Origin of the sequence: Pseudomonas parafulva (genome assembly GCF_000800255.1) — a bacterium.
In the GTDB taxonomy this organism is placed as follows: Bacteria; Pseudomonadota; Gammaproteobacteria; order Pseudomonadales; family Pseudomonadaceae; genus Aquipseudomonas; species Aquipseudomonas boreofloridensis.
The window spans coordinates 3,083,226-3,106,029 of the sequence record NZ_CP009747.1 but is presented as its reverse complement, the minus strand read 5'-3'; the positions used below and the strand labels follow the sequence as shown (position 1 = coordinate 3,106,029).

General features: G+C 64.5%; 23 protein-coding genes. 9 read left to right on the top strand and 14 right to left on the bottom strand.

The annotated features are described in order from the left end of the window. Window positions 1–16: 16 nt before the first annotated feature. The 4 genes from NJ69_RS13395 to tatA all read right to left on the bottom strand — a co-directional run bounded on the left by NJ69_RS13395 (window position 17) and on the right by tatA (window position 3,337). Window positions 17–2,032, bottom strand: coding sequence for an HET-C-related protein (locus NJ69_RS13395; protein ID WP_039579768.1), 2,016 nt, complete (start codon window positions 2,030–2,032; stop codon window positions 17–19). A gap of 86 nt (window positions 2,033–2,118) precedes the next feature. Next, on the bottom strand, window positions 2,119–2,874 hold the full coding sequence (gene tatC / locus NJ69_RS13390; RefSeq protein WP_039579765.1) for a twin-arginine translocase subunit TatC: 756 nt from the start codon (window positions 2,872–2,874) through the stop codon (window positions 2,119–2,121). Beyond that, window positions 2,871–3,134, bottom strand: a complete 264-nt coding sequence (tatB, locus tag NJ69_RS13385; protein WP_039579763.1) for a Sec-independent protein translocase protein TatB — start codon at window positions 3,132–3,134, stop codon at window positions 2,871–2,873. Before tatB ends, tatC begins: the two co-directional genes overlap by 4 nt. Next, entirely contained in the window at window positions 3,134–3,337 is a 204-nt protein-coding gene (gene tatA, locus NJ69_RS13380) for a twin-arginine translocase TatA/TatE family subunit (RefSeq protein WP_039579760.1), read from the bottom strand. Before tatA ends, tatB begins: the two co-directional genes overlap by 1 nt. Before the next feature lie 133 nt (window positions 3,338–3,470). Between tatA and gspK the strand changes: the two genes are divergently transcribed. Beyond that, a complete protein-coding gene (gene gspK / locus NJ69_RS13375; RefSeq protein WP_280790891.1) occupies window positions 3,471–4,436 on the top strand; it encodes a type II secretion system minor pseudopilin GspK in 966 nt (321 codons plus the stop codon). 16 nt (window positions 4,437–4,452) lie between these two features. Here gspK and NJ69_RS13370 read toward each other — a convergent pair whose 3' ends face one another. Next, window positions 4,453–5,178 (bottom strand): phosphatase PAP2 family protein, encoded by a 726-nt coding sequence (locus NJ69_RS13370; protein WP_039579757.1) that lies wholly within the window; start codon window positions 5,176–5,178, stop codon window positions 4,453–4,455. Window positions 5,179–5,366: 188 nt separating this feature from the next. On the opposite strand from NJ69_RS13370, the gene colR reads away from it, so the two are divergent. The 5 genes from colR (at window position 5,367) to NJ69_RS13345 (ending at window position 9,121) form a co-directional block, all read left to right on the top strand. Then, window positions 5,367–6,050, top strand: a complete 684-nt coding sequence (gene colR / locus NJ69_RS13365; protein ID WP_039579755.1) for a two-component system response regulator ColR — start codon at window positions 5,367–5,369, stop codon at window positions 6,048–6,050. Then, complete coding sequence (locus NJ69_RS13360; RefSeq protein WP_029613801.1) at window positions 6,040–7,350, top strand: sensor histidine kinase; 1,311 nt, start codon at window positions 6,040–6,042, stop codon at window positions 7,348–7,350. The genes colR and NJ69_RS13360 overlap by 11 nt, the downstream gene beginning before the upstream one ends. 154 nt (window positions 7,351–7,504) lie before the next feature. Then, window positions 7,505–8,185 (top strand): class I SAM-dependent methyltransferase, encoded by a 681-nt coding sequence (locus NJ69_RS13355; protein WP_039579753.1) that lies wholly within the window; start codon window positions 7,505–7,507, stop codon window positions 8,183–8,185. Window positions 8,186–8,192: 7 nt separating this feature from the next. Continuing rightward, on the top strand, window positions 8,193–8,891 hold the full coding sequence (locus NJ69_RS13350) for a lipopolysaccharide kinase InaA family protein (RefSeq protein WP_029613800.1): 699 nt from the start codon (window positions 8,193–8,195) through the stop codon (window positions 8,889–8,891). After that, window positions 8,891–9,121 (top strand): hypothetical protein, encoded by a 231-nt coding sequence (locus tag NJ69_RS13345; RefSeq protein ID WP_029613799.1) that lies wholly within the window; start codon window positions 8,891–8,893, stop codon window positions 9,119–9,121. The genes NJ69_RS13350 and NJ69_RS13345 overlap by 1 nt, the downstream gene beginning before the upstream one ends. 97 nt (window positions 9,122–9,218) lie before the next feature. On the opposite strand, the gene NJ69_RS13340 is transcribed toward NJ69_RS13345, so the two are convergent. From NJ69_RS13340 to NJ69_RS13310, 7 genes are all read right to left on the bottom strand, one after another. Next, window positions 9,219–10,319, bottom strand: a complete 1,101-nt coding sequence (locus NJ69_RS13340) for a DUF1513 domain-containing protein (protein ID WP_039579750.1) — start codon at window positions 10,317–10,319, stop codon at window positions 9,219–9,221. 2 nt (window positions 10,320–10,321) lie between these two features. Continuing rightward, window positions 10,322–11,386, bottom strand: a complete 1,065-nt coding sequence (locus NJ69_RS13335) for an imelysin family protein (RefSeq protein ID WP_039579748.1) — start codon at window positions 11,384–11,386, stop codon at window positions 10,322–10,324. A gap of 18 nt (window positions 11,387–11,404) precedes the next feature. Then, window positions 11,405–12,829 carry a di-heme oxidoredictase family protein gene (locus NJ69_RS13330; protein ID WP_039579744.1) on the bottom strand — a complete coding sequence of 475 codons (1,425 nt, stop codon included), beginning with the start codon at window positions 12,827–12,829 and terminating at the stop codon, window positions 11,405–11,407. Between the two features lie 187 nt (window positions 12,830–13,016). Beyond that, window positions 13,017–14,351, bottom strand: a complete 1,335-nt coding sequence (locus NJ69_RS13325; RefSeq protein ID WP_039579741.1) for an imelysin family protein — start codon at window positions 14,349–14,351, stop codon at window positions 13,017–13,019. Between the two features lie 160 nt (window positions 14,352–14,511). After that, complete coding sequence (locus NJ69_RS13320; RefSeq protein WP_029613795.1) at window positions 14,512–16,563, bottom strand: putative bifunctional diguanylate cyclase/phosphodiesterase; 2,052 nt, start codon at window positions 16,561–16,563, stop codon at window positions 14,512–14,514. A gap of 308 nt (window positions 16,564–16,871) precedes the next feature. Next, complete coding sequence (locus tag NJ69_RS13315) at window positions 16,872–17,468, bottom strand: superoxide dismutase (protein WP_029613794.1); 597 nt, start codon at window positions 17,466–17,468, stop codon at window positions 16,872–16,874. A gap of 201 nt (window positions 17,469–17,669) precedes the next feature. After that, window positions 17,670–18,269, bottom strand: a complete 600-nt coding sequence (locus NJ69_RS13310; RefSeq protein ID WP_039579738.1) for a LysE/ArgO family amino acid transporter — start codon at window positions 18,267–18,269, stop codon at window positions 17,670–17,672. A gap of 124 nt (window positions 18,270–18,393) precedes the next feature. Here NJ69_RS13310 and NJ69_RS13305 point away from each other — a divergent pair, with 124 nt between their 5' ends. From NJ69_RS13305 to NJ69_RS13295, 3 genes are all read left to right on the top strand, one after another. Continuing rightward, the gene (locus NJ69_RS13305) at window positions 18,394–19,284 is read left to right on the top strand and encodes a LysR family transcriptional regulator ArgP (RefSeq protein WP_039579736.1); all 891 of its coding nucleotides are present in this window, start codon (window positions 18,394–18,396) and stop codon (window positions 19,282–19,284) included. A gap of 49 nt (window positions 19,285–19,333) precedes the next feature. Continuing rightward, on the top strand, window positions 19,334–20,329 hold the full coding sequence (locus NJ69_RS13300; protein WP_039579734.1) for an NAD-dependent epimerase/dehydratase family protein: 996 nt from the start codon (window positions 19,334–19,336) through the stop codon (window positions 20,327–20,329). A gap of 85 nt (window positions 20,330–20,414) precedes the next feature. Then, complete coding sequence (locus NJ69_RS13295; protein ID WP_039579731.1) at window positions 20,415–21,230, top strand: hypothetical protein; 816 nt, start codon at window positions 20,415–20,417, stop codon at window positions 21,228–21,230. Between the two features lie 54 nt (window positions 21,231–21,284). Here NJ69_RS13295 and NJ69_RS13290 read toward each other — a convergent pair whose 3' ends face one another. Both NJ69_RS13290 and NJ69_RS13285 read right to left on the bottom strand, forming a co-directional pair. Continuing rightward, window positions 21,285–22,334: an alkene reductase gene (locus NJ69_RS13290; protein ID WP_029613790.1), complete on the bottom strand. Its 1,050-nt coding sequence runs from the start codon at window positions 22,332–22,334 to the stop codon at window positions 21,285–21,287. 72 nt (window positions 22,335–22,406) lie between these two features. Further along, window positions 22,407–22,709 carry an ArsR/SmtB family transcription factor gene (locus tag NJ69_RS13285; protein WP_029613789.1) on the bottom strand — a complete coding sequence of 101 codons (303 nt, stop codon included), beginning with the start codon at window positions 22,707–22,709 and terminating at the stop codon, window positions 22,407–22,409. Window positions 22,710–22,804: the final 95 nt, after the last annotated feature.

Here is a 22,804-nt window from a genome sequence, read left to right as displayed (position 1 = left end):
TGTCGTTTTCAGGCGGTCAGTCGAACAGCCCGGCCAGACGTTCCCAGACCGATTTGTCCACGGTTGGGGTGTGGGGAATCTGGAGCTTTTCGAACACGCTGGCGTCGCTGGCCTGACGAATGTTGTCGGGATGCTCGCTGGCCCATTTACGGACCAGCTCGTGCTGCCAGTCGCTGTCGTTGGGATGGGTGAAAAAGGCGCGAGCGACCTTCACCGGATCGCGCAGGCGGCCCCCCTCCCAGTATTTGTACAGCGCAAAGCCGACCTCGCGCACCGCCACGCGGGCCATCAATGTCGCCAAGGTGTGCAGTGGGTGGACGTCATGATCCTTGGCCAATTGCGAGTGGGTCGGGTGGGTGGAGCCGGTGAGCATCGGGTTGCCCTGGGTGAGGGTCTGGATGTCGTCCACCGTGTTGCCGGCCAGGTTGAGAATGGCCTGGTAGCCGAGTTTGGTCAGGTCCGCTACCCCGCGCAGGGGGGAGCCGAGAATCCATGACACCAGGCGCACGCCATTGAAGCCGGGGATATCTGCCAGGGTGTCGCGCACCTCCAGTGAGGTCTTGAGGTATTCCTGCCACTTCGGATCGGGGTGATCGCGCAGCAGGATCAGCAGCGCCAGTTCTTCGTCGGCACGCTGGCCGGGGGTGATCTCCTTGAAGCCGGCGGACACTGGGAACAGCACCTTGGCCATGGGCTCGGCGAGGCTGGCGATCACATCGCTGCCGCCGAACATGCCGGTCACCACTGGCCAGCCGTGGGTGCAGTCGGCCTGTGCGGTCCAGGTCAGCACCGTGTCGTGGCCTTGTTGGCGCAGGGCCAGTTCGGCGTAGTTGGAGTGGGCGAAGTAGTCCTCCAGCACATGCAAGGCAGCGCCGAACTCACGCAATCCCTTGGCGGTCGGGCCTTCGGCCATGGCCACACCCAGGCGTTCGCACATGAATTCGACCGATGTGCTGATGTAGCGCTTCATCGAGGTCTTCGCATCGACCTGCAACAACGCATCGTCCTTGCCCACAGGTGCTTCGAAATCCGGGTCGATGCGGCGTGGATCCGAGGCTGCAGGACTGGGGTTGAACGGGTTGTCGATGTGTTCGCTGGGCCGATAGACCCCCAGCATCTGTGGGGTGACGGTGTACTCGCTGCGTCCTTGCGGCGTCTCTTGCAGCTTGGGAAAGGCCCTGAGCGCGAGCAGGTCGACCAATTGCGTCAGCACCTCCCGCGACAGCTTGGCCGGGAAGTCCTTGGGCGCGTCGATTGCTCTGACCAGCTTGGGGTCGAGCAACTGCGAATAGTCGCGCAGCCAGTTGCCGAAGTAGATGGCGTGGCATTGCTGGGCGTTGAAACCGGCCAGCTTCAGGTCCTCCTCGATCGACTCGTGACCCCATGACAGCTCTGGACGGTTCTTGTCGCCACGTCCAGCCGAAAAGCCTTCGCGCGAACCCGTGGCGGCTTCGATCCGTTGCGCCTGTTCACCCTGGTGCTGACTTAGGTACACCTGCAATGCCTGCCCCTCGACTTCGAAGCTGAGGCTGCGTTGGCCTTCGACCAGTCGTGCGACCCAGTGCAGCCCAGGCTGGCTATGCGCAGCCGAGCTGAACAGATGAGCGAAACGTGCGCCTTCCTCGAGCGCGGCGTCCTCGGCCAGCGTTGTGCCCTGCTCGCGCAGCGGCGCGTAATCGTGGCGCAGCAGGTTGTCCAGATGATGGCCGAACTCGTGGAGCAGCACGGTGGCGAGCTCGCAGCTCATCTGCGGCGCTTGGCGCGCATCGGCGATCAGTTGTGGGTGCAGGTGGATGCAGCGGGTGAGGTTGTCGTAGCAGGCTTTGCCGGGCAATTCAGGGGCGATCCGGTGACTGGGGTTACGCACAGTGCCGTTGCGCAGTGCGTCATGCAGTCGCTGGTAGCAAGTGGCAGGCAGGTCGTCACCGAACACCGGGGCTAGCAGCGAGTGGAACTGCGTCGAAGAAAGGTGCTCGGCCAGTTGCGTCAGACGGTCCAGGGCGAAGGTGGTGTGCAGGGTCGCGGCGGTCATGGGGGAGACTCATCGGCAGGTGAAGTCTCCAGCATGCGAGTAGCGCTGGGCTGCTTGGAGCCTGCAACCCCTTCCCGCTGTGCAGGCTATGCCGAGGTTTCGCCGGCGGGCTGCGGCGAGCGCAGCGCGGCGCAGGCCAGCAGGCCCGCCTCGAACAGTAGCCACATCGGCACGGCCAGCAGGGTCTGGGAAAACACATCGGGCGGCGTCAGGATCATCCCGGCCACGAAGCACCCGACGATCACGTAAGGGCGACTGCGGCGCAGGCTGGCGACATCGGTCAGCCCCGCCCAGACCACGATGAAGGTGGCCACCGGGATTTCGAATGCCAGGCCGAACGCCAGAAACAGTGCCAGGATGAAGTCCAGGTACTGGCCGATGTCGGTCATCATCGCCACTCCGTCCGGTGTCACGCTGGCGAAGAACGCGAACATCACTGGAAACACCAGGAAGAATGCGAACGCCATGCCGCCGTAGAACAGCAGGATGCTCGACACCTGCAGCGGCACGGCAATGCGTCTTTCCCGCCGGTACAGACCCGGGGCGATGAAGCCCCAGACCTGATGCAGCAGCAGCGGCATGCTGATGAACACGGCGCACATCGCGGTCAGTTTGAACGGCGTGAGAAAGGGTGAGGTGACGCTGGTGGCGATCATGCTCGCGCCTTCGGGCAGGTAGCGCCGCAGGGGTTCGGAGACCAGGGTGTAGAGCGTCTGGGCGAAGGGGAACAGGGCGGCGAACACCAGGGCCAGGGCCAATAGCATGCGCAGCAGGCGCCGGCGCAGATCGCGCAGGTGCTCGGTCAGCGGCAGGGCCCTGTGTTCGGGCAGTACCAGGCTCATGGTGTGGGCTCCTTGGCCGGGGCCTCGGTCAGGCGCACGCCTTCACGGATCTCCTGTTCGAGCGCGCGCAGCGGCGCGCTGTCCAGTGCCGGCAGGTCGATCTCCCGCTCGACCTGAGCGCGCAACTGGTTCATCGCCCGGCGCGCCTGGCCCAGACCGCGACCGACGCTACGCAGCGCCACCGGCAGTCGCTCGGGACCGAGTACCAGCAACGCAACGATGCCCACCAGCAGCAGCTCGCTGAAGCCGACCTCGAACATCAGCGCTGGCGTTCCGTCGACTGTTGCGCCTGAACCTGGGTGTCGGCTGCAGCTTTGCTGTCACTCTCGCCGCCCATCGACTTACGAAAGCCCTGGATGGCCTCGCCGACATCGCTGCCCAGGCCTTTTAGGCGCTTGGTGCCGAACAGCAGGAAGACGATCAACAGCACGATCACCAGTTGCCAGATGCCAATACCACCCATGTGCGAAAACTCCTTCAGGTCGCGAAAAGAGCGCCAATCCTGCCTGGCTCAGATGACGCTCAGGTGACGGCTGCCATCTCTCTGCAACACCCGCCCTGTTGACTGTCGGCTTCGATGAACGACGAGGCGCCCTGTGAACAGTGCCGAACGACAACGGGGCGTGGCCCTGCTGATGGTGATGCTGGCATTGGGCATGCTGGCGGCGGGTCTGGCCTGGTTGGTGGAGGAGGGACGGCGCCAGGTGGACGAAACTCGCTTGCTGCGCCAGCGCGTGCAGATCCGCGCCATGGAACAGGCGGGCCTGGCCTATGCCAGCCAGGCCTTGCGCGATCCAGCCTGGCGTGCCAGTCCGCTGTTCTGGCAGGCCCTGCGCGGTCAGGCGCTGAGCTATGACTTCGGTGCAGGCACGGCGCGCTTGCAGGTGCGCGACCAGCACAGTTGCTTCAATGTCAACGCGCTGCTCGGCGAGGATGCCGAGCGCGCCGAGCGGCAACTGCGGCGCCTGCTCGGTGATGACCTGGCGGCCGAGCGGCTGGTGGATGCCTTGGCCGACTGGCTCGACGCCGACAGCGACAGCCGCCTGCAAGGCGCCGAGAGTGCACAGTACCTGCGTCAGCGCCCGCCGCGCCTGGCCGCCAACCAGCCCATGCTCGACACCAGTGAGCTCAACCTGCTGCTCGAGCCCGATGCGCTGCGCCAGGCGCGCTACCCGATGCTCTGCGCGCTGCCGCTGACCAGCGCTTGGCGGCTGAATGCCAACGCCCTCGACCTGCAACACCTGCCGTTGCTCGAAGCACTCTACGAAGGCCGCTTTTCACGCGCGCTGCTGAGCCGGATCGTCAGCAATCGTCCGCCTTCTGGGTATGTCGATGCCTCGGCGCTGCGTCAGGCGCTGGGGGCGGTGGACGACGAGACCTTCACCCGGCTCAGCGAAGGGTTGCTGCTCAACAGCGGGCATTTCCTGTTGCAGTTGTCCTTCGAGGAAGCGGGGCAGGTGGTGCGCAGCCAGTTCCAGGTGGAGGCGCTCGGCGTGGTGCAATGGCATGCCCGGGTGCCGGCGCAGCAGGTACGGGTCAGGGCGCGCGAGCCCCTGCCCTGAGTGAGTCGGCCCGGCCTCACGCCAACCGGCGTTCGGCCAGCGCGGCTTGCGTCGACCCACGGCGATACAGCAGCAGGTAGTAGCAGCCCAGGCCGATCAGCCAGCAGAACACCGCCGTCCAGACGTTGTGCGAGAGGAAATGCGCGCCCTGCATCATCCTGCCCAGTGACAGCACGATGCCCAGGCCTGCGGCCAGGCCGAATGCGGCGCGGGCCAGGCGTGGCTTGCGGTCGCGCAGCACGAAGAACAGGGCGAACAGGCTGAAACCGGTGGTGGCATGCCCGCCCGGCCAGCACAGGCCTGGCTTGTCGGTGGCCGGACGGGTTTCGAGCAGCTTGCTATAGGTTTCCTTGCCGCCGAATTCGGTGAGGCTCCATGGGCATTGCACGCCCGTCAATTGCTTGAGCGGGGTGACCATGCCGGTGGAGATGGCCAGCGCCAGCACCAGGCAACCCAACTCGCGGCGCCAACTGGAAAGGCCCGACCAGAGGAAGCTGAGGATCAACGCACCGACCGAGAGCAGTCCTACGCCGATCACTGCCTGCTTGACCCAGTCGTGCAGCACGGTCTCCAGGAAGTAGCTGCGCCGCCCGATGAATTGACCGGCCGAGGGATCGAACATCAGCTTGGCCAGGTCCATGTCCAGGGAGGTGAGTTCGAGCAACAGCAGCGCCACCGCGACCGCCAGCGGAACACCCAGGTACAGCCAGAGATTGATCGGACGGGGACGGGTGGGGTGCATGGCGGCTCCTGAGACACGGGCTCGAGACAAAAGATCGGGCATTCTCGGGCTGTCGCTATGCTGGGTGCGTGAAGCTTGCGTGAAAAAAACGTCAGTTGCCTTGAATGTTCGTCAAGGCTGGCGATGCCTGGCCATTGGCCGTAAGCTGCGCCTGCCGCGCACAGCGAAGCGCCGCACAGGAGACCCCGATGCGCATTCTACTGGTTGAAGACAACCGCGATATCCTCGCCAACCTGGCCGACTACCTGGGCATGAAAGGCTACACCGTCGACTGCGCCCAGGACGGCCTGTCGGGCCTGCACCTGGCCGCCACCGAACACTACGACCTGATCGTGCTCGACATCATGCTGCCGGGCATCGATGGCTATACCCTGTGCAAGCGCCTGCGCGAAGACGCCCGCCGCGACACCCCGGTGATCATGCTCACCGCCCGCGACCAGTTGGACGACCGCCTGCAGGGCTTCCGTTCCGGGGCCGACGATTACCTGCTCAAACCGTTCGCCCTGTCCGAGCTGTCGGCGCGCATCGAAGCGGTGCTGCGTCGCGCCCAGGGCGGCGGGCGGCGCACCTTGCAAGTGGCCGACCTGAGCTACGACCTGGACACTTTGGAGGTAACCCGGCAGGGCAAGCTGCTCAAACTCAACCCGGTGGGCCTGAAGCTGCTGGCGGTGCTCATGCAGAAAAGCCCGCACGTGCTGCGCCGCGAGGTGCTCGAAGAGGCCCTGTGGGGCGATGACTGCCCCGACAGCGACAGCCTGCGCAGCCATGTGCACCAGTTGCGCCAAGTGATCGACAAACCGTTCGAAAAGCCCCTGCTGCATACCGTCCATGGCGTCGGCTATCGCCTCGCCGAGGGTCGCGATGGAGTTTAAGCAAAGCCTTGCCCAGCGCATCATCATCGCCTTCGCGTTGATGAGCGCGCTGGTCGCCGGGGCGTTCGCCTTCGGCATTGTCGCCACCGTCCACCTGGTCGAAGAGCGCCTGATCTCCTCGGTGCTCGGTGGCGATCTGCAGCGCCTGCTGCGCATGGACAGTGTCAGCGACTGGAGCCATCGCCCGCGTCCGGACCAGTTGTTCTACTTCGACGGCGGGCGCGACGATTTCGAGCTGCCCAAGGACCTGCGCCATCTGGAAGCCGGCTTCCATGAGGTCTTCCGCGACCAACTGTCCTACCACGCCATGGTCGAGGTGGTGGACGGCCGCCACTACGTCCTGCTGCAGGACCAGAGTGACTTCGAGGAGCGCGAACGGGTGCTGTTCGCCGTGGTGACCGTGGGCTTTGTGCTCAGTCTGGCACTGGCGGCCTTCCTCGGCTGGTTGCTGGCGCGCCGGGTGATGGCGCCGGTGATCCGCCTGGCTCGCCAGGTACGTCATCGCGATCAACTGCTCGGCCTGGCACCGCCGCTGGCACCGGACTACGCGGCCGATGAAGTCGGCCAATTGGCCGTGGCCTTCGACGACACCCTGGGTCGGCTGCGCGATGCGTTGACCCGCGAGCGCCTGTTCACCAGCGACGTCAGCCATGAGTTGCGTACCCCGCTGATGGTGCTGGCCACCTCGTGCGAGCTGCTGATGGAAAATCCAGGGTTGGACAGCCGGTCACGCAGTCAGGTGGAGCGCATCGCGCGGGCCACCGAGGAAATGCGCGAGTTGGTCAAGACCTTCCTGATGTTGGCGCGTGCCCAGCGCGACGAAGGGGCGGTGGCCTCGCGGGCGAGCCTGCGCGAGGTGGGCGACGACCTGATCGGTGTCTGGCGCGACACCATCGAGCAGAAAGGCCTGACGCTGTACTACGACGGTCGGGTCAGCGCCAGTGCGACCCTGTACAACGCCACCTTCCTGCAATCGGTGATGGGCAACCTGCTGCGCAATGCGGCGCACTACACCGACAGCGGCTATATCCGCCTGAGCCTGGAAGCCAATGGCTTTAGCGTCGAGGACAGCGGTGTGGGCATTCCGGAGGAACAGCGCGAGGCCATGTTCAAGCCCTTCGTACGCGGCGACGAGCGGCGTGGCGAAGGGCTCGGCCTGGGCCTTTCGCTGGTGCAGCGGATCTGCGATGACCAGGGCTGGCGGGTGACCCTCACCGCGACCTCGCCCCACGGCTGCCGCTTTCAGGTCGACCTCAGCCAGGGCAGCCCGGTGCTCCAAGAGCAAGAGCCGGCCCAGTAGCAGCGCGGGGCTGTTCAAGCCCCGCTGATCTCAAACCTCTTCTACATATCTCGTAAGACCTATCTCCTTGGTGTGACAGATTTTTCACACGGTCATGACCTGATGCCGACGCTTGCCCGCCTAAGGTGGCCGGCATCGATTCAGGAGACCGTCCATGCGTAGCCCTATCAAACTCGCGTTTTCCGAAAAGTACGACCAGCAACACGCGCGGGAGTACTTGCTCAAGCACCAGGAAGGACTGGCCCGGCGTCTGTCTCACACTCGCGACGAGCAACTCGCCCGACGCGCCCTGACGCTGGCCGGTGAACCGGGGCTGGTGCTCGATTTGCCGTGCGGTGCCGGCCGCTTCTGGCCGTTGCTGGCGGAAAAGCCCAACCGCGTGATCATTGGCGCCGACAACTCGGCGGCGATGATCGAGACAGCCTGTGCCGCGCAATCGCCAGAGGTAGTGGCGCGGGTACGACCTTTGCAGACTTCCGCCTTTGCTATCGATTTGCCTGACAACGCGGTTGACAGCATCTTTTGTATGCGTCTGCTGCACCACATCGGCGATCCTGCTCACCGCAAGCAGATTCTTTCTGAATTTCAGAGGGTTAGTCGCGACAGCGTGATACTTTCGCTGTGGGTGGATGGCAACTTCAAAGCTTGGCGCCGGCAGAAGCTCGAGGCACGCCGCCGCGCCAAGGTGGAGCAGGACAGTTACCAGAATCGCTTTGTGTTACCTGCTGCTACGGTTGAGCAGGAATTTGTTTCGGCAGGCTTCAGGATTCAGGAACGACTGGACTTCCTCCCGTTCTATGCCATGTGGCGAGTTTACGTATTACGCAAGGGGTAACGGCTTCATGGCAACAGTTCGGGATCAGACGTCGCGGTTCGACTATTACTGGCAGCAGCAGGGCGAGTGGGTCGAAGCGCCGAACCAGCGCCGCGGTGGCGAAAGCGGCGTTCAGCGTCTGGACGATGGCAGCGGTCACCTGCTCTACGCCAAGCGTCAGGTAGGGCATATCTATCGCAGCCTGTTGCACCCGTTCGGCCGTCCGACGGTGTTGCGCGAGCTGGATGCGCTCACCAGTTTCGAACAACTGGGGGTACGTGTTCCGCGCATCGTGTTCGCCGGTGCCGAGCGCGATGCCGACCAGCAATGGCGTGCGCTGTTGGTCAGCGAGGCGCTGGACGGGTTCGTCGACCTGGATACGTGGCATGCCGAGGGCGCCCGTGAGCGTTACCCGCAGGTGCTGCACGAGCGCATGCTCGAAGAACTGGCGGCTAATCTGGCGCGCATGCACCTGGGGCACTGGCAACACGGCTGCCTGTACGGCAAGCATGTTTTTGTAAAGGTGATCGGCGAGGATGATCAGATGCGCGCTGAAGTGGCGTTGCTGGATCTGGAAAAATGCCGCCGACGCATCAGTTGCCAGCGTGCTGCCTACAACGACTTGCGCCAGCTTCGGCGCCATTCGTCGCTGAACACGGCAGAATTTGAAACTCTGCTCTACTTTTATCAGAGTGCGTTTGGCAGCGCTGTCAAAGGGTTAGGGTAATGAAACTAGAAATAGCTCGAGCTTTGTTCCTGGTCGGGGCGTTGGGTGTGACCACCGTCGCTGCTGCCTCTTGGGGCGAAGCGCGGCCCACGGTGTTCAGCAAGAGCGATGCTGCCGGCCAGTGCGCGTTGCCGCGTGTGGCCAAGGCGGAGCAGGGGCAGGCGAAACCGGATAATGATCTATTGCTGTTTCTGTTCGGCATGCGCCAAGGCTTGAGGCCGTTTGGCTGACGCCTGGATTTTCCAGCACTTCAGGGCCGCTTCGCGGCCCTTTGCGTTTTTGCCGAAAAACATGCTGTCTCAGCAACGTGGCCCGGGCAGGCCTGGATCATCCCACCAGATGCAGGTGGTTATCCCACAATCCTGAAGGCAGATTCAGCGGCTGACCCACCAGCTCGCGCTGTCGGCAGTCGTAGAACCGGCAACGCCCTTGCCCGGAGGTCACCACAAAACCGTCTGCGACAGCGCCAACGCCGGCACAGTCAGGCATCGGCGCATCGAGTTTCACCGCGCCGCTGTCCATGTCCCAGATGAACAGTCGATTGGCCCGCGGCGCGGTCAGCGCTACCAGGCGAAGGTCGCTGTGCACCGCGACGCTGGCGGTGTACTGGGCCATCGACTGCAACTGCCGATCCGCTACCGGAAACGCTTGGAACGGCTGACCGGGGCGCTTGATCGCCAGTAGCTCGGCGGTCTCCTCGGCACCGCCCATGAACTGCTGGCAGGCCAGGATGGTGCCGTCGGTGCCCACCGCCAAATGGCGCACGCTGTTCATCTGCTGGGTCAGGGTTTCCTGGCTCAGCAGCGTGCCGTCGCGTTGCATCAGCACCAGGCTCGGTTCCATGGCATCGAGGTTCATTTCCACCCGGCTTTCGGCCTCGGTGCGAATGCCGCCGTTGGCCACCACCAGGGTTTCGCCGTCGGGCATCCAGGCCACCTCGTGAGGGCCAATACCGTGGGTGGACAGTTCACCCGTGTACACCAGACGCTCGCCCTCGAACCGGTACACCCCCAGCACGCCACGTCCAGGATCGCGGGTGTCATTCTCGGTGGTGTACAGCCATTGGCCGTCCTTGTGGATGACCGCGTGGCCATAGAAATGCCGGTTCGGCTGCGAGGCGAGGGTTTGCAGCAGGCGTCCGTCGCGCAGGTCGATCAGGTAGCTCTCGGTGCCGGGACGGCGGGCCACGAACAGCGCGATCGGCTGTTCGGGGTGATGGATGATGGCATGGCAACGCTGGGCCACTTGGGTGGCGAACACCTGGGTGCCGTCGAGGCGATAGGCCACGGCATAGTGGCCGCCCTCGGTGTCGTCGCGCGCCGACAGCAACAGCGGCTCGCTGCCCTTGTTGCGCATCAGCGTCCAGCCGCCGAGCGTCAGGGCGCTGAGCAGTACGCTACCGAGTTTGAGGGCCTGGCGTCGCAGCATGATCAGTCACCGTCGTTGGCATTGAAGCCCAGCTGAATGTTCAACGCCTTGGCCAATTCGCCTTCGTGCAGGCGGTGGACGACGTTGAGGCTGTCGTAGATCTGGTTGAGGGTTTGCTTGCCGGTATCGTCGGCGAGCAGTTCGCCCAAGGTCTTTTGATTGTCGGCCAGCAGCTTGGCGGAAGTGGCGTAGGCATCGTCGATCTTTTGTGCCAGCGCGCTCTGGTCCTTGCCCAACAGTCCGCGCAGGCCCTTGTTGTCGACGCCGGTCCAGACCGTTTCAGCCGCCTTGAGCGACGCTTCCAAGCTCTTGAGCGAGGAATGGCTGCGCCAGGCCTCGGCTTGCAGTGGCTGGACGATGCCTTTGCTCTGGCGACCCATGGGTGCACCGAGTTTCTTCTTCAGCGTGTCCAGTGCGGTGACCTGGGCCCGCAGCAAATCGGCGATTGCCTCGTGGGAATCGGCGTAGCGCTGGTTGGGGAACTTGGTCATCTGCGAGAGCATGCCGTCGGTGCTGTTCCAGCTCTTGAGGATCTCCTCGGCCAGGGCTTTCTGGTGCTCGGCGATGGCCACCAGCAGCGGGCAGTAGCGCGCCTTCTGCTCGGCGCTGGCGATGTCCGGCTTGCTGTCGAAGAGAATGTACTCGTAGGCCGACAGGCCACGCACCACCACGCTGGCTTTGCTCAGCGCCTGGGCATCGACCGGCGTGTCGCCAGCCACCAGTTGCTCGACCTGGCGACCGACCAGGTTCTTCTTGTCTGGCCAGAATTGCACTTGCCAGGCGCGGTTGCCTTCGGCCAGCGGTCCGACCAGCAGCGGCTGCAGTTCAGCCCAGGCTCTCTGCGCGTTGAGGAAGTCGGCGCGGGCGCTGTCCAGGCTCTCTTTGCCTTCGCAGTAGGCCAGCGCGCTGGCGGCCAGCTGACGGTCGGCTTCGACCCAGCGGCTGTAGGTGGGCAGGATGACCTGCTGGGCGATGGCGGCCGAGGTGACGGCTTGCGGATCCTGCGGCGAGCAGGCGCCCAGGGCGATGGCGGCGAGGCTGGTGAACAACAGTTTGGGTCGGAACATGCCCGGCTCCTTGCGCGATTACAGTGAGTTCAGGAACGCCAGCAGCGCGGCGCGCTGCTCGGCATCGAAGGTCAGTACGTGACGGCGTGCGGCCTCGGCTTCGCCACCGTGCCAGAGCACGGCTTCGAGCAGGTTGCGCGCGCGGCCGTCATGCAGGAACTGGGTGTGGCCGCTGACGGTTTCGCTCAGGCCGATGCCCCACAGCGGCGGGGTGCGCCAGTCCTGACCACCGGCAGCGAACTCGCTGCGGTTGTCGGCCAGGCCCGGCCCCATGTCGTGCAGCAGCAGGTCGCTGTAGGGGCGAATCAGCTGATTGGCCAACTCCGGCTCGCTGTCGCTGCCGGTGGTGAATTGCGGGGTGTGGCAGCCTTGGCAGCCCGCTTGGAAGAACAAGGTCTTGCCGGCCAGGACCTGGGGTGCGTCGACCTTGCGCCGCGCGGGCACGGCGAGGTTGCGGGTGTAGAAGGTGAGCAGCCGCAGGATGTTGTCGCTGACTTCCTTCTCGCCGTTCTGGCCGTCACCGTTGGGCGCGGCCAGGCACTCGACCTGCGCTGCTGTGCAGTCGTCCTCGGGCTTGAGGGTGCTGGTCAGGCCCATGTCGCCGGCCAAGGCGTGCACGTTCTGCTGGTTGACGTTCGGTTGCCCGGCCTTCCAGCCGAAGCGGCCGACCACGGTCTTGCCCTGGGCGTCGTCCCAGACCCGATTGGCGCGGCCACGAATGCCGTCGCCGTTGCGGTCCTGCGGGTCTTCGTTGGCCAGGATCGCGGCTTCGGGAATGGCTTCGAGCAGGCCGAGGCCGATCATCGGCGGCGCGATGCGCGCGGAGAAACGGGTGTCGGGGTGCATCGGGCCGTACCCGAGCTGGGTGATCTGCAGGCGCGGGCGGCGCAATTGGACCTGGTAGCCATCCTCGAAAGTGACCGGCTCGACGCTGTAGTCCACCCGCACCTTGGCCTCGGGGCGCACGCCGGGAATGGCCATGTCCTGCAATTGAGTGCCGTAGACCGGCTCGGGCACCACGCCCAGGCGCTGGATTTCCTTGACGTAGGCGGGTTGGTCAGGAACCGACACGCGCACCAGCATCGACACGGCATTGTTCGAATCGGCCTCGGGCGGGTGCCCGCGACCGTCGCGCACATGGCAGTTCTGGCAGGCGTTGGTGTTGAACAGCGGGCCCAGGCCGTCGCGTGCGGTGGTGGTGGACGGCGCGATGACCCACGGATTGCGGAAGAAGCTGTTGCCGACGCTGAAATCCAGGCGCCGTTCGGGTGTGAGATTGGCCGATGGCATGGAATAGGCATTGCGGTCGCTGCGCAGCACCGTCGCCTGGCCGCCGGACAGGGCTTCGCCGGGCTCGGCCTGGGTGAAACGCGGGGCGTCGTCACAGGCGGCCAGGACGCTAGCCAGCAGCAAGAGGGGCAGTCGGGAAAGCGGCGAGGACATCGACAATCCTGAGCATGAGCGAAAAACCGGCGGCAAGCTTAGCAAAACGGGGATGTTTGAATAAGAGCAATTTGCAACTACCGGGTGAAAAGCCTGCGGCCAGTGCACAGGACCAGGATCGCCCGCCACGCCTGCTCCATGAAAAAGGGCGACCCGAAGGCCGCCCCTTTCAGTCACCTTGCCCGAATCAGAACTCGTGGTCTGCGGTATCCGGATTCAGGTTGTCGATGCCCAGCTTGCCGGCGGCCTGCTCGATGGCGCCGGTCTGCTTGACCAGGGCGGCGATGGCGTCGCGCACGATCTGATTGCCGGCGGCATTGTCGGCGGCGATCAGTTGGTCGTAGTGCTCGCCCTTGAGCGCGTGGTCGACGATCACCTGGATCTTCGCCTCGGTGTCCTGCAAGTCGGCCTTGAGCGTGGCGTCGGTGGCCGGGTCGATCTTGGCCACCAGCGACGACAGGCTCGGGCCGCTGACCTTGGAGCCGTCGGGACGGGTGTACTCGCCCAGATAGACGTTGCGGATGCCCTTGGCGTCGTAGAAGTGCGACCAGTGGGTGTTGTCGCTGAAGCAGTCGTGCTCGTCTTCAGGCGAGTTGGCTTCCAGCGAGACTTTCATGCGCTCGCCCGCCAGTTCGCCCAGCGACAGGCTGCCCATGCCGAACAGCATCTTGCGCAGGCCGTCCTTGACCGGCTCGGCTTCCAGCGAGGCGCGGTAGTTGTCGGCGACGTTCGGTGCCCAGTTGTCGACCATCTCCTGCAGGTCGCTGACCAGCAGATCGGTCACCGCCTTGAGGTAGGCGCGGCGACGGTCGTTGTGACCACCGGTGGCGCCTGGGCCTTCCAGGTAGTCCGACGCTAGACGGTTGCCGGCGCCAGGGCCGGTGCCATTGAGGTCCTGGCCCCAGAGCAGGAATTCGATGGCGTGGTAACCGGTGGCGACGTTGGCCTCCGAACCGCCGAGCTCGTTCAGACTGGCGAGCTTCTCGGGGGTGATGTCCTTGACGTCGATCTTGTCTTCGCCCACCTGGATTTCCGGGTTGGCGATGATGTTGGCGTTGGCTGCCGGGTTGCCCAGGGCGTGCTCGTAGCTCTTGTCGACGTAGTCGATCAAGCCTTCGTCCAGTGGCCAGGCGTTCACCTGACCTTCCCAGTCGTCGATGATGGTGTTGCCGAAGCGGAAGGCCTCGCTTTGCAGGTACGGAACGCGCGAATCGACCCAGGCCTGCTTGGCGGCCTTGAGGGTGTCGTCGTTGGGTTGGGCGAGGAATGCGTCGATGGCGGTTTGCAGGTGCTTGGCGGTGCTCAGCGAGTCGCTGTAGACCGCGTGGACCATGTCGGCATACTGCTTGACCACGGCCTTGGCCGCTGCCTCGTCGACCGCTGCCGGCGCGCTGGCAGCGGTGCTGGCAGCCGGTGCCTGGGCTTGCGGGGCGGCAGCCTTGTCGTCCTTGCCTTCGCCGCAACCGGCGAGAGCGATGGCGATGGCCAGCAGACTGGCGGAGGCCAGAGGCATTCGAATCATTGTGAGTATCCCTGCGTCGTGTGGTTGGACCATGTGGTGCGGCCGGTGCGTGATGGCACGCTGAACCGGCACATGATGCGAAAGATTTGCATTTGATGTAAAGCGTCAGTCGCGCTTTTCGCGAAAATGGCGTTGCCGCGACCTTCGAGGTCGCTGCCGATCAGAGCACCGACACCTGGTTGCGCTGGGCCTGCTTGAGGAAGGCCGTGAGTTCACGTGCCGGCAGCGGCTTGCTGTAGTGGTAGCCCTGACCTTCGTGACAGCCTTGGGCGATGATGTAGGTTTCCTGCTCGGCGGTTTCCACGCCTTCGGCGATGACCTGCATGCCCAGGCTCTTGCCCAGTTGGATGATGGCGCGAACGATGGTGGCGTCGTCATCGTCGTCGAGCAAATCCTGGACGAAACTCTTGTCGATCTTGATCTTGTCCAGCGGCAGCGACTTCAGGTAACTGAGCGAGGAATAACCGGTGCCGAAGTCGTCGATGGCGATCAGCGCGCCGGAGCGGCGCAGACTGAGCAGGTGCTGGGCGGCGGTGCTGATGTCTTCCATCAGGCCGGTTTCGGTGACCTCCAGTTCCAGGCTGCGCGGCGGCAAGCGATAGGCCTGCAACAGGTTGTTGACCACCCGTGGCAGCTCGGCGTGGTGCAATTGCACGGTGGACAGGTTGACGGCCATGCGCAGGTCACTGAAGCCCAGGTCGTGCCATTCGCGCAGTTGACGGCAGGCTTGGTCGAGCACCCATTCGCCGATGCTGATGATGTTGCCGTTCTGCTCGGCCAGGGGAATGAACTGGTCCGGCGGCACCATGCCCAGCTCTGGATGCTGCCAGCGCAGTAGCGCCTCGACGCCCACCACGCGGTTGTCGCGGTAGCTGATCTGCGGCTGGTACACCAGGTACAGCTGGTTACGCGGCAGCGCCTCGCGCAGGTCCTTTTCCAACTCGCGGCGGCGGCGCATTTCGCTGTCGACGCTGGCGATATAGAACTGGTAGCGGTTGCGCGAGCGGGCCTTGGCCAAGGTCATGGTCTGCTCGGCTTTTTGCAGCAGCTTTTCGGTGCTGTCGCCATCTTCGGGGAACAGGGTGATGCCGATGGTGGCGCGCAGGCGGATTTCCTGGTGGTCGAGGGCAAACGGGGTGTCCAGGTCGTCGAGAATGCTCTGCGCCAGTTCCGCCGCTTCGTAGGGCTGTTCGATATTGGCCTGGACCAGGGCGAACTGGTCGCCGCCCAGGCGCGCCAGGGCACCGAGCCGACCGCTGTGGGCACGCAGGCGGTCGGCCAGGGCCAGCAGCAATTGGTCGCCCACTTGGTAGCTGAATTGCTCGTTGATGCCTTTGAAGTCGTCCAGTCCCACGCACAGCACCGCCACCCGGTGCTGCAGACGTCCGGCATCGGCCAGGATCTTGTCCAACTGCTGCTGCAGTTGCTGACGATTGGCCAGGCCGGTGAGGAAGTCGTACTGAGCCATGCGCTGCAGGCTGGTCTCGGCTTCGTGGCGCAGGTGGGTGTTGCGCTCGATGGAGGCCAGCAGTTGGTTGGCCGTGTCGACCCACAGCCCCAGTTCGTTGCGTTCATGGCCCTTGAGCTGGGGAATCTGGTGCTGACTGGGTCGATCCGGATTGATCTGGGTGAGGTGCTCGATGATCCTCGACAGCGGTTTGGTCAACAGCCAGTGGTAGACCAGATAAAGCACCAGGCCCATGGCCAGGGCGCGCAGCACGCCGGAGATGAAGATGATCACCGCATTGACCAGGAAGCCCTCGCCATAACTGGCGGTGTCGAGGGTGATGCTGAGGTCGCCGTAGTACTCGCTGTAGGGGCCACGGCCGACCAGTTGCGTGGTGTAGGTGCGTTCCTGACCGAGGATCAGGTCGGTCAGCCAGCGCAGTGGCATGTCCTGCAACGGGCGGGATTTCTGCGCGAGCATGGTCTCGTTGGGGTGGCCGATGGAGGCCATGCGCACCGACTGGTCCTGGAACAGACCTTCCATCACCTGCATGCCCATCTCTCGGTCAAGACTGTAGACCGCCTGGGTGGACGGGTCGCGGAACATGTCGAGGATGCGCTGGGCGTCGTTGTCGACGGCCTGGCGGGTCTTGTAGGTGTCATAGACGATCTGCGCGCAACTGAGCACCACGCCCACCGCGAGCGCCGACAGCAGCACGACCCTGAGCAACTTGACGGACAAGCTGTTCCGAAATTCCAGCTTCAAAGGGGGTTCCTTAATCCATGCGCATGCCATTATTTTGCCATCAACCCTGGCAATACACTATCGACCGATTGCCGCGGCAGGCGAGGAGCCCGTCGCTGGATGCACCCTGATGATTGTATCGGTTAAGCGACCCGGGGACTTGAATGTCCTGCGTCAACTTTCCAGATGGTTGATGTTAGCGCGCTATGGGCGCGGGGCAAGAGCGTGAGGGGCGGATAATGCCTCCCTCCGTGCAGTACGGCTGCAAGGGCGCACACCCGAAAACGAAAAACCCGGCAAATGCCGGGTTTTCGTGGAGCTGGAGGTGATCAGGCCTTGAAGGTCTTGCCTTCGAACTGCTCGGCCACGAAGGCCCAGTTGACCAGGTTCCAGAACGCCTCGACGTACTTCGGACGCAGGTTGCGGTAGTCGATGTAGTAGGCGTGTTCCCAGACGTCGCAGGTCAGCAGCGGGGTGTCGCCGCTGGTCAGCGGGTTGCCGGCACCGATGGTGCTGGCCAGGGCCAGGGAGCCGTCAGCCTTCTTCACCAGCCAGCCCCAGCCGGAGCCGAAGGTGCCGACCGACGTCTTGGTGAACTCTTCCTTGAACTTGTCGAAGGAACCGAAGGCAGCGTTGATGGCATCGGCCAGGGCGCCAGTCGGCTGGCCGCCGGCGTTGGGCGCCAGGCAGTTCCAGTAGAAGGTGTGGTTCCAGACCTGCGCGGCGTTGTTGAAGATGCCACCCGACGAGGTCTTGACGATGTCTTCCAGCGACTTGCCTTCGAATTCGGTACCTGGGACCAGGTTGTTCAGGTTCACGACGTAGGTGTTGTGGTGCTTGTCGTGGTGATACTCCAGGGTTTCCTTGGAGATGTGCGGCTGCAGGGCATCGTGGGCGTAGGGCAGCGGCGGCAATTCAAAAGCCATGGTGGATCTCCTGATTCAGGTCTAGTTCGCGGTTTGCGCAGGGCCGATCACGGGCGGCCCTTTGTACGTCGGCGAGTCTTTACTCTTTGCGACGTAAGCGTTCGATCATAGCACCGGCCCCCGCGCATAACCACGCAACAACTATAGGGATTAAGGGTTCCGGCGCGAGGGTGGCGGCGGCGACAGGAGGCCGCGTGGCGATCAGCCGAGAATCAACTGCGCTGCCACCGCGAACATCATCACCGCGACCATCAGGTCCAACAGTCGCCAGGTCGTCGGGCGCGCCAGCCAGGGCGCGAGCCAGGCGGCGCCCAGCGCGAGGGTGAAGAACCACACCAGCGAAGCGCTCGCAGCCCCTGCCACATAGGCGCCGGGGACGCTCTGCTGGGCGCCCAGCGAGCCGATCAGCAGCACGGTGTCGAGGTACACGTGGGGGTTGAGCAGGGTCACCGCCAGGGCGCTGAGCAGTACCGCGCGCCGTGAGCGCAGGCCCTGGCCCTCCTGCTGCGCCAGGCTCTGTTTCGAGCAGGCGCGCTGCAGCGCCTTGGCGCCGTACCCGATCAGGAACAGCGCGCCGCCCCAACGCGCCGCCGCCAGCAACATCGGGTTGTGGGCCAGCACGGTGGCCAGCCCGAACACACCCGCGGCCACCAGCAGTGCGTCGCAGGCCACACACAGCAGCGCCACGGGCACGTGGTGTTCGCGGCGCAGACTCTGGGCCAGGACGAACGCGTTCTGCGTACCGATGGCCATGATCAGGCCGAAAGCCACCAACATGCCGTTCATATAACTTTGCCACATGGCCATAGACTCCAAGAGCGCCACTGCACGGTGCGACGCGGTTGCCTGAGAAGAGGCTGGCCATTGTGTGGAGCGCAAAGGTATAAGAAAAACAAATAAAGCTGATCAGGCATTAGTGAAATCGATGTTCGACTACAAATTGCTCGCCGCACTGGCGGCCGTCATCGAGCAGGGTGGGTTCGAGCGGGCTGCTCAAGTGCTGGGCCTGTCGCAATCGGCGGTGTCGCAACGCATCAAACTGCTCGAGGCGCGGGTCGGCCAGCCGGTGCTGGTGCGCGCCACGCCGCCCAGCCCGACCGAGGTCGGGCGGCAATTGCTCAACCATGTCCAGCAGGTGCGCCTGCTCGAGCGCGACCTGCAGCGTCAGGTGCCGGCACTGGACGAGCAGGGCATCCCTGAGCGCCTGCGTATTGCGTTGAATGCCGACAGCCTGGCCACCTGGTGGGCAGGTGCGGTGGGCGATTTCTGCGCTGGCCAGCAGGTGCTGCTGGACCTGGTGGTGGAGGACCAGGACGTCGGCCTGCGGCGCATGCGCGCCGGCGAAGTGGCGGCCTGCCTGTGTGGCAGCGAACGGCCAGTGGCCGGCGCACGCAGTCTGGCGCTAGGAGCGATGCGTTACCGCGCGCTGGCCAGTCCGGCCTTCATGGCCCGGTATTTCCCTCGCGGCTTCGAGGTCGCGCGCCTGGCCCGCGCGCCCGCCGTGGTCTACGGCCCCGACGACTTCCTGCAACACCGTTACCTCGCGTCCCTGGGCCTGGGCGACGGCTTCATCCATCACCTGTGTCCATCCTCCGAAGGTTTTCTGCGTCTGACCGAAGCCGGACTTGGCTGGGGACTGGTGCCTGAGTTGCAAGCGCGCGAGCCGTTGGCCAGCGGCCAGTTGGTGGAAATCTGCAGCGATACCCCCATCGACGTGCCGTTGTACTGGCATCATTGGCGCAATGGCGGGCAACTGCTCGGCGACTTGACCGAACACCTGCGCCAGGCGGCGCCGGCGTGGCTGGTGCCCTTGTAGGCACGGGCAGCGTCAACTGCATCTGTAATCTGGCAAGGCGGAGTCTTACATGCGAATTCTGGTCACCGGCGCAAGCGGCTTCATCGGCGGGCGCTTTGCGCGCTTCGCCCTGGAGCAGGGCCTGCAGGTGCGGGTCAACGGTCGTCGCGCCGAGGGCGTCGAGCATCTGGTCAAGCGCGGCGCGCAGTTCATTCCGGGTGACCTGGGCGATGCCGAGGTGGCTCGGCGGTTGTGTCAGGGCGTCGATGCGGTGGTGCATTGCGCCGGGGCCGTGGGCACCTGGGGGCGTTATCAGGACTTCCATCACGGCAACGTGGTGCTCACCGAGAATGTGGTCGAAGGTTGTTTGAAAGAGCATGTACGGCGCCTGGTGCACCTGTCCTCGCCGTCGATCTGCTTCACCGGCCGCTCGCGGTTGGAGGTGCGTGAGGACCAGGTGCCGCGGCGCTTCCACGACCACTATGCGCTGACCAAGCACCTGGCCGAACAGAAAGTCTTCGGTGCCCAGGAGTTCGGTCTCGAGGTGCTGGCCTTGCGCCCGCGCCTGGTCACCGGCGCCGGCGACGCCAGCATCTTCCCGCGGCTGATGCGCCTGCAGCAGAAGGGTCGCCTGGCGATCATCGGCAATGGCCTGAACAAGGTCGACTTTACCAGCGTGCACAACCTCAACGAGGCGTTGCTCAGCGCCCTGTTCGCCGACGCGCCGGCCCTCGGCCAGGCCTATAACATCAGTAACGGCCAGCCCTTACCGGTGTGGGATGTGGTCAATTACGTGATGCGCCAGATGCAACTGCCGCAGGTCACCCGCTACCGCTCCTACGGCCTGGCCTATAGCATGGCCGCCATCAACGAGGCCGCCTGCCTGCTCTGGCCTGGCCGCCCGCAACCCACCCTGAGCCGCACGGCGGTGCAGGTGATGAGCCAGGACTTCACCCTCGATATCAGCCGCGCCCGGCATAATCTGGACTATCGCCCCAAGGTCAGTCTGTGGACCGCCTTGGATGAATTCTGCACGTGGTGGCAGCACCTGCCGGGGTCGCGCTGATCCGCCGAACCGGTCACGGTCATCACGACGTCGCGTGCTCTGTTTATAATGCGCCTTTTTGCTATCAGTTCGGTCGACCTAACCCATGCGCAACGATGCCCACGATGATTTCGATGACGTTCCTGTTCTCAGAGCCGGTACGCCCGACGATGACGAACTGCTGCCGACCCATGTGGCCCGCGTGCGCCAGAAGGCCGAGCGTCCCGCCAGCAGCGGGCCGATGTGGGCGCTGCTGGTGGCCTCGTTCGTCGCCCTCGGCGGCCTTGGCTGGTGGAGTTATCAGCAGATTTCGCTGATGGAGCAGCAACTGGTCGCCACCCAGGAAAGCTTCGCCCGCATCAGCGAAGAAGCGGCGGGTCGGTTGCAGGTGATCAGCGGCAAGGTGGAGGCGAGCGAGTCGAGCAACAGCTCTGGCAGCGAAGCCCTGAAGCAACAGATCAGCCAGTTGCAGGCGGCGTTGGCCGAGCAGGGCAAGCAGCAGGAAGGTGTCGCTGGTCAGGCGGGTGATATGGGCAAGCGTCTGGAGCAGGTGCTGGCGCAGACCGCAGCGCAGCAGACAGCGCTCACCGAGATGCAGGCCCAGTTGCAGGAGCAGCTCAAGGCGGTGAACGGCGAGCTGGCGGCGCTCAAGTCGGGTCAGGTGGACGGTGGCAAGCTCGATGGTCAGCTCAAGAGCCTCGCTGGCGAGGTGGCCAACCTGAAGAAGCAAGGCGCGGCCATCGACAGCCTCGCCCAGGATGTGCTGGTGCTCAAGAGCCAGGCCGACAACCGTCCGGCCGCGCAGGCTGCGGGGGCGTCCGTGCAGGAATTCGATGCCTTCCGCGGCCAGACCACCCGCAGTCTCAACACCTTGCAGAGCCAGATCCAGAACCTGCAGCAGCAGATCAACGCCCGGCCCTGACGGGCGCATGCCACACGCTTGGACCGTCAAGCGGCCCTGGCGTGTGGCGACGGCTCACAGGCGTGGATAGTCGATGTAACCCACCGGGCCTTTGCCGTAGAAGGTTTCAGGGTGCGGCTCGTTCAGCGCAGCATCGGCCGCCAGACGCGCTGGCAGATCCGGGTTGGCGATGAAGGGTACGCCGAACGCCACGGCATCGGCCTTGCCGCTGGCCAGGGCGGCATTGGCGCTGGCTTTGGTGAAGCGCTCGTTGACGATGTAAGGACCGCCGAACGCTGCCTTGATCTGCGGGCCGAGGCTGTCGTCGGCTTCCTTCTCGCGCGAGCAGATGAAGGCGATGCCGCGCTTGCCTAACTCCCGCGCAACGTAGGTGAAGGTCTCGCTGCGGTTGGCGTCGCCCATGTCATGGGCATCGGCCCGTGGCGCCAGGTGCATGCCGACGCGCGCAGCGCCCCACACCTCGATCACCGCATCGGTGACTTCCAGCATCAACCGCGCACGGTTTTCCAGCGAACCGCCGTACTGATCGGTGCGCTGGTTGGTGCTACTCTGCAGGAACTGGTCGAGCAGGTAGCCGTTGGCGCCGTGGATCTCCACGCCGTCGAAGCCGGCGGCCTTGGCGTTCTCTGCACCCACCCGGTAGGCCTCGACGATGTCGGCGATTTCTTCAGTGTCCAGCGCGCGCGGCGTGGGGTAGTCGCTCAGCGGACGCACCAGGCTCACATGGCCTTCAGGCTTGATCGCGCTGGGCGCCACCGGCAGTTCGCCGTTGAGGTAGGACGGGTGGGAGATGCGCCCGACATGCCACAGTTGCAGGAAGATTCGCCCGCCGGCAGCGTGCACCGCCTGGGTCACATTGAGCCAGCCGCGCACCTGCTCGGTGGACCAGATGCCGGGGGTGTCCGGGTAGCCGACGCCCATGGGCGTCACCGAGGTGGCTTCGCTGAGAATCAGCCCAGCGCTGGCACGCTGCACGTAGTACTCGGCCATCAGCGCATTGGGCACGCGGCCTTCGTCGGCGCGGCAGCGGGTCAGCGGGGCCATGATGATGCGGTTGGGCAGGGTCAGGTCGCCCAGGGTGATCGGATCGAAAAGCGTGGTCATGTCAGAAGCCTCGCGAGGGTAGGGTGGACGGTGAAGGCAGCGCCCGAGGGCGCCGCATAAGTGGGGTAACGGTCAAAGCTCCTGGCTCATTTGTTCGAGGAAGGCCTGGATGGTCGACTCATTGCGTTTGAAGAAATGCCATTGCCCGACCTTCTGGCTGCTGATCAGGCCGGCCCGTTGCAAAGTGGCCAGGTGCGCCGACACGGTCGATTGGGACAGGCCGCAGCGCTGGTCGATCTGCCCGGCGCACACGCCGAACTCGGTGCTGTGATGCTGTTCGGGGAAATGCGCGGCGGGGTCCTTGAGCCAATTGAGAATGTCTCGGCGGACCGGATGGGCCAGGGCTTTGATGATGTCGTCGAGGTCGAGGGGCATGGCTGGGCTCGTGGTCTGTAGCGGTATATCGCGATAGAGCGAAATATAGATCGTCTGTTCACGATATACAAAGACCGAGCCGTTCTGAGTTCGTT

What these genes read in the sequence shown, in the direction of transcription:
- NJ69_RS13370 (WP_039579757.1), bottom strand. Translation starts at nt 5,178, where the DNA reads ATGCACCCCACCCGTCCCCGTCCGATCAATCTCTGGCTGTACCTGGGT.
- NJ69_RS13325 (WP_039579741.1), bottom strand. Translation starts at nt 14,351, where the DNA reads ATGATTCGAATGCCTCTGGCCTCCGCCAGTCTGCTGGCCATCGCCATC.
- NJ69_RS13285 (WP_029613789.1), bottom strand. Translation starts at nt 22,709, where the DNA reads ATGCCCCTCGACCTCGACGACATCATCAAAGCCCTGGCCCATCCGGTC.
- tatC (WP_039579765.1), bottom strand. Translation starts at nt 2,874, where the DNA reads ATGAGCCTGGTACTGCCCGAACACAGGGCCCTGCCGCTGACCGAGCAC.
- NJ69_RS13300 (WP_039579734.1), top strand. Translation starts at nt 19,334, where the DNA reads ATGCGAATTCTGGTCACCGGCGCAAGCGGCTTCATCGGCGGGCGCTTT.
- NJ69_RS13305 (WP_039579736.1), top strand. Translation starts at nt 18,394, where the DNA reads ATGTTCGACTACAAATTGCTCGCCGCACTGGCGGCCGTCATCGAGCAG.
- NJ69_RS13395 (WP_039579768.1), bottom strand. Translation starts at nt 2,032, where the DNA reads ATGACCGCCGCGACCCTGCACACCACCTTCGCCCTGGACCGTCTGACG.
- NJ69_RS13340 (WP_039579750.1), bottom strand. Translation starts at nt 10,319, where the DNA reads ATGCTGCGACGCCAGGCCCTCAAACTCGGTAGCGTACTGCTCAGCGCC.
- NJ69_RS13350 (WP_029613800.1), top strand. Translation starts at nt 8,193, where the DNA reads ATGGCAACAGTTCGGGATCAGACGTCGCGGTTCGACTATTACTGGCAG.
- NJ69_RS13335 (WP_039579748.1), bottom strand. Translation starts at nt 11,386, where the DNA reads ATGTTCCGACCCAAACTGTTGTTCACCAGCCTCGCCGCCATCGCCCTG.
- NJ69_RS13310 (WP_039579738.1), bottom strand. Translation starts at nt 18,269, where the DNA reads ATGTGGCAAAGTTATATGAACGGCATGTTGGTGGCTTTCGGCCTGATC.
- NJ69_RS13315 (WP_029613794.1), bottom strand. Translation starts at nt 17,468, where the DNA reads ATGGCTTTTGAATTGCCGCCGCTGCCCTACGCCCACGATGCCCTGCAG.
- NJ69_RS13295 (WP_039579731.1), top strand. Translation starts at nt 20,415, where the DNA reads ATGCGCAACGATGCCCACGATGATTTCGATGACGTTCCTGTTCTCAGA.
- NJ69_RS13360 (WP_029613801.1), top strand. Translation starts at nt 6,040, where the DNA reads ATGGAGTTTAAGCAAAGCCTTGCCCAGCGCATCATCATCGCCTTCGCG.
- tatA (WP_039579760.1), bottom strand. Translation starts at nt 3,337, where the DNA reads ATGGGTGGTATTGGCATCTGGCAACTGGTGATCGTGCTGTTGATCGTC.
- NJ69_RS13290 (WP_029613790.1), bottom strand. Translation starts at nt 22,334, where the DNA reads ATGACCACGCTTTTCGATCCGATCACCCTGGGCGACCTGACCCTGCCC.
- NJ69_RS13355 (WP_039579753.1), top strand. Translation starts at nt 7,505, where the DNA reads ATGCGTAGCCCTATCAAACTCGCGTTTTCCGAAAAGTACGACCAGCAA.
- NJ69_RS13330 (WP_039579744.1), bottom strand. Translation starts at nt 12,829, where the DNA reads ATGTCCTCGCCGCTTTCCCGACTGCCCCTCTTGCTGCTGGCTAGCGTC.
- colR (WP_039579755.1), top strand. Translation starts at nt 5,367, where the DNA reads ATGCGCATTCTACTGGTTGAAGACAACCGCGATATCCTCGCCAACCTG.
- NJ69_RS13345 (WP_029613799.1), top strand. Translation starts at nt 8,891, where the DNA reads ATGAAACTAGAAATAGCTCGAGCTTTGTTCCTGGTCGGGGCGTTGGGT.
- tatB (WP_039579763.1), bottom strand. Translation starts at nt 3,134, where the DNA reads ATGTTCGAGGTCGGCTTCAGCGAGCTGCTGCTGGTGGGCATCGTTGCG.